This window comes from Paenalicyclobacillus macrosporangiidus, from assembly GCF_900116805.1.
In the GTDB taxonomy this organism is placed as follows: Bacteria; Bacillota; Bacilli; order Alicyclobacillales; family Alicyclobacillaceae; genus Alicyclobacillus_H; species Alicyclobacillus_H macrosporangiidus.
The window spans coordinates 1-3,944 of sequence record NZ_FPBV01000060.1; the positions used below are offsets into that span (position 1 = coordinate 1).

Consider the following 3,944-nt stretch of genomic DNA (forward strand, 5'->3'; position numbering starts at 1 on the left):
CGCTTTCGTCACGATGATCCCTCCATGATTGGGTTCTGGGGGAATCATCTCGCAGACCAAGGCTTGGCGCTAGGTGCGGACTATTTGACGCTTACGTACTGCCGTGCGCAAGGATACAGCTTCGGCCTCTTGTGAGCGGGGCGATTCACTGCGTGATGGCATAACCAAATCTGCCCTTCACGACGCCTGTTGTCGGGAGGAGGGCATAATGGATGGACACGACCACTGCGCTGTTCACTGCTCCTAATTCGCCATTCCCCGGCTGGCAGAACCCGGCACCCAACGTCTACACGTTCACGCTTCCCGCGCAGGGCTGGTGGAATACCCTGTTCGGCGGCGGGGCCATGAAGGAGCTGGCGAACTTCCTGGCCAACCTTGTCATGCAGGCCGTGGCCTGGGTCATGCACCTGGCCATTTTGCTCGCCGCCCAGTTCAGTGACCCTGCCTGGGTGGTTGGCCCCGTGGCGGACAGGATTGGCGCCATTTTTCATCTGGGATACGAGAACATCTTTCTGCGTCTGCTGCCATTTCTTGTGCTGGCGACGGCGCTCTATGTCGTGTGGCAGTTTTTGCGCGCCCAGCATACGAAGATTCTCACCGCCGTGGTCAGTACGGCCCTGTCCGGTGCGCTCATCTACGTTTTCTTCTTCGATTTCGCTCCGGTGTTCAAGACGGTGAACAACCTTGCACAGGCGGTGACAACGCAACTGGGCACGGCGGTGGAATCGACGGCGGGTTTGAAAGCGGGCACGCTGTACGACGCCCTGTGGAACGTGTACGTGCTGGAGCCCTGGGAAGCGGCGCAGTTCGGGCACGCGTCGCAGAACCTGAGCGATTTCAACGTATCGGCTGCGGCGGTGGGCCAGACATACACCAACGATCAGGGCCAACAACAGACCATCGGCGTGGGCGACAACTGGGTGAAGTTGTTCATGACCAACAAGACCGACAAGGCGAGACAAAGTTTGCTCGGGGCCATGACCAGTGTTCCGCAGCCGTTTGCCCATTCCGGTTGGACGAGCCAGGACGTGCAGAACGCGAACCCGTATGACAACATCATCTTCCTGCTCGTCTTGCTGTTGCTTGCCATACCCTGCCTTGCGTTTCTCGGGATGATGGCATTTCTGCTCTTTGCGCTGGCGCTCATGTTCCTGCTCTTGGTTTTTCTCGGCATTGTGACGGTACCAGTGGCGTTCGTGCCGGAGGTCGGATGGGTGATGACGCTACGCTGGCTGCGGGAGGCGGCCGGGTATCTTCTGCTGCGCCTTGCCAATGTGGTGTACATGGCGGCGACGTTTGCGTTGGCGCAGATCGTGGTCGGCGCGGTGGCGGTCACCGGGGATGAGTCGTCGTTGGTGCTGGCCGCTTTGACGAACGCCCTGGTGTTTTTGGCGGCACTGTTGTTCCGTGAGAAGGTGTTTCACGCTTACATCCGGCCACACGTCGAGGCGGTGCAAGGGATCGAACGAAACAACGAGAACGAAACCCGGCCCGAGGCACAAGGCGGCGACACGCGAGAGGAACGCACGGCGGGAGGGGCGAGCAGGCCCCGGCGCGGAACCCTTTCGGGCAGGTTTGGCGCGGAACGCGGGGCGACGGCAGAGGGTGTCGGCATGTCCGGTATTGGGGCTTCCGCCACCGCAGCTAGGACAACCGGCGCTGGAGCGACGTCAGGCACGGGGACAGGTCCGGTGCGGCAGAAACTCGCTGCGGCGTTCGCGACGGTGGTCGACAAGGCGCGTAACCCGAGCCGTGCGTCGACGTGGCAGGAGCGGGCGCAAAACCGTGCAGACAGCCTGGTTGCGCTGGAGCGTGCGGCACACGGGAGGACGTTGGACGCGTTGGCTCACGGCGGGAAGCTCGCCGTGAGAGTCGGACGGTCGTTTTACGACTCGGCGTCATCGCCTGCCGGGTTGAGCGACTTGCCTGGAGATCCACCGCCTTCTGAGACCCAAGCAACCGGCGAGGTGGATGCCGCGGCCGAGCAAGGTCAGGCTTTGCGGTCAGAGTTGGCGAATCGAACGCTGCGCCGGGTGCGCCAGATGCTGGAAGAAAACGAAGACGACAGTCGCTCGCTGTCCGAGGCATTTGACGGAGCACCTGCGGCAAGCGTGGACGTTGACGGCGGACAGGAGCGGCCTGAGGGTCCTCAACCGAGCACGGTGGTGGATCAGCCTGCCGAACCTGCAACTGTGCGACGTGCGGAATCCCGGACGCCGGAGGAACCGGCCGGGCAGCGTCCACTGCAGTCAGAGCGGGCGATGCGCCGTGCTGTTCCGGTGTCGGAGCGGCCGGACACTGAACTGGAGGACCACCGTCTGGCCGAAGGCTTTTCGACGCCACAGCCGGGCTCGGATACGACAAGAGGCGTGGAGCCGGCTGAGCCGGTTCGTGGTGAAACGACTTCATCTGGTCCGCAGGAATGCGGCGAAGCGCTGCAGGCAAGCGGAGGCGAGTCCGCAAGCCACAGTGTTGGCAGCGCACAGCAACACAACAGCGGGTTGCAATCCCCGCCGCGTTCCGGCCGCGAGGAGACGGAACGGCGTGATCATGAGCGGCGCGGCTCCGAGGCTGAGACGCCGAGACTCGGGGATGGGTTTGGAGTGCCCGGTGTTACCGGGACCGAGAACGCAGCCACGATGCAAACGGGGCGTGACCAAAGCCAACCAGACAACGCTCAACCGTCAAACAGTAGGAATGGTGACGAGAAAATCCGCAGACAGTCGACGCCTCGTTCTCTGCCGACGCAGCAGACATCTACACTGCCGCCAGATCCACGCGGGCCTCGGCTGAGAGAGCCGAGAGAGACGCGCGGGCCGAGAGAACCGAGAGGGCCAAGGCCGAGGGCGTGATGTCGTGATTTGTCATGCACCCCTCCTTCATGCGGAAGGAGGGGTGTCGTATTTGATCCACACCACGCACGCGGCCTTCGGCGCCGCCCTCATGGAAACCATCCTCGTCGCCGAGCATGCCCCGATTACCTGGCAAGCCGCCGCCGCGGTTGCGGTGGCCTTCACCGTGGCGCCGTTCCCCGACATCGACCATCCCGAGTCCTGGGTTTCACGACACATTCCGTTCGGATCGGTCGTGTCCATGTTCATCCGCCACCGAACGTTGACCCACTCATTGGCGGTCACGGTGGTTTTGTACTTGGTGTTGTTTGACATGGGCTTTCACGTACCGACATGGCTGGCGACGGGCATTGTGGTGGGGTGGACGAGCCACTGGCTTATCGACCTACTCAACCCCATGGGCGTTCAACTGTTCTACCCGCTTCTCATATGGGTGCGACCTCCCATACCGTGGCTGGCCATTGGGGTGGAGAGCCCCGGAGAGGTGATTATTCGGCTGGTGATTCAGGTGTACGCCGTTGCGTTAGGGGCGAGCTACGGGTTTTTGCACCTGCCGGGGTCGGTTAGGGAAACGGGGAGGTTTGTGTTGCCATACGTGTCGCGATTGATTGAGGCGGTCTCATTGCCCTGGTTGGCGGACGCCTGCCGGTGGCTGCACTTGACCGCCTGAATTTGAGTCTTGGAAAGGGTGATCGATATGGGGGCCAACGCGAATGACATCACGAGCAATCCCGCGTGGCACCTGGTTCAACCAATCTTTGATCTGCTCGCCGTGGGAATTCTGGTCTGGATGACGGTTTTGATCGTCAGGAAGTATTTCAAAGGCGAGCACCACAACATCATTGTCCAGGTGCTATTCGGGATGATCGCCCTCGTTTTCCTCATTGACCCCACGGTGTTCTTCGGGGTGTTGAACTGGCTGATTGGAAAACTGCCGCACGCGTGAGGACGGGCCGCTCTGTACGGGCGGCCTTTTTGTGGAGAGGGGGAGGGGTGCGGTGCCGCGCAGCTATCAGAAGCTGTTCAAACAGAAGACGGTGATCACCAATCTCAATCGTCACAGCCTGGGTTTCAGGCTGTTTGCAGACGACC

The 3,944-nt window shown here is 61.7% G+C and carries 3 protein-coding genes; all 3 read left to right on the forward strand.

Annotation, left to right across the window (positions count from 1 at the left end):
* Positions 1 to 212: 212 nt before the first annotated feature.
* The 3 genes from BM357_RS18465 to BM357_RS18475 are packed head-to-tail and all read left to right on the forward strand — an operon-like array spanning position 213 to position 3,798.
* Positions 213 to 2,852 carry an ICP22 family protein gene (locus tag BM357_RS18465; protein WP_074956847.1) on the forward strand — a complete coding sequence of 880 codons (2,640 nt, stop codon included), beginning with the start codon at positions 213 to 215 and terminating at the stop codon, positions 2,850 to 2,852.
* Positions 2,853 to 2,895: 43 nt separating this feature from the next.
* The gene (locus BM357_RS18470) at positions 2,896 to 3,522 is read left to right on the forward strand and encodes a metal-dependent hydrolase (protein ID WP_245784099.1); all 627 of its coding nucleotides are present in this window, start codon (positions 2,896 to 2,898) and stop codon (positions 3,520 to 3,522) included.
* 27 nt (positions 3,523 to 3,549) lie between these two features.
* Positions 3,550 to 3,798 (forward strand): hypothetical protein, encoded by a 249-nt coding sequence (locus BM357_RS18475; RefSeq protein WP_029423515.1) that lies wholly within the window; start codon positions 3,550 to 3,552, stop codon positions 3,796 to 3,798.
* Positions 3,799 to 3,944: the final 146 nt, after the last annotated feature.

Coding starts and splice junctions, on each gene's coding strand:
- BM357_RS18465 (WP_074956847.1), top strand. CDS start 213: ATGGACACGACCACTGCGCTGTTCACTGCTCCTAATTCGCCATTCCCC.
- BM357_RS18475 (WP_029423515.1), top strand. CDS start 3,550: ATGGGGGCCAACGCGAATGACATCACGAGCAATCCCGCGTGGCACCTG.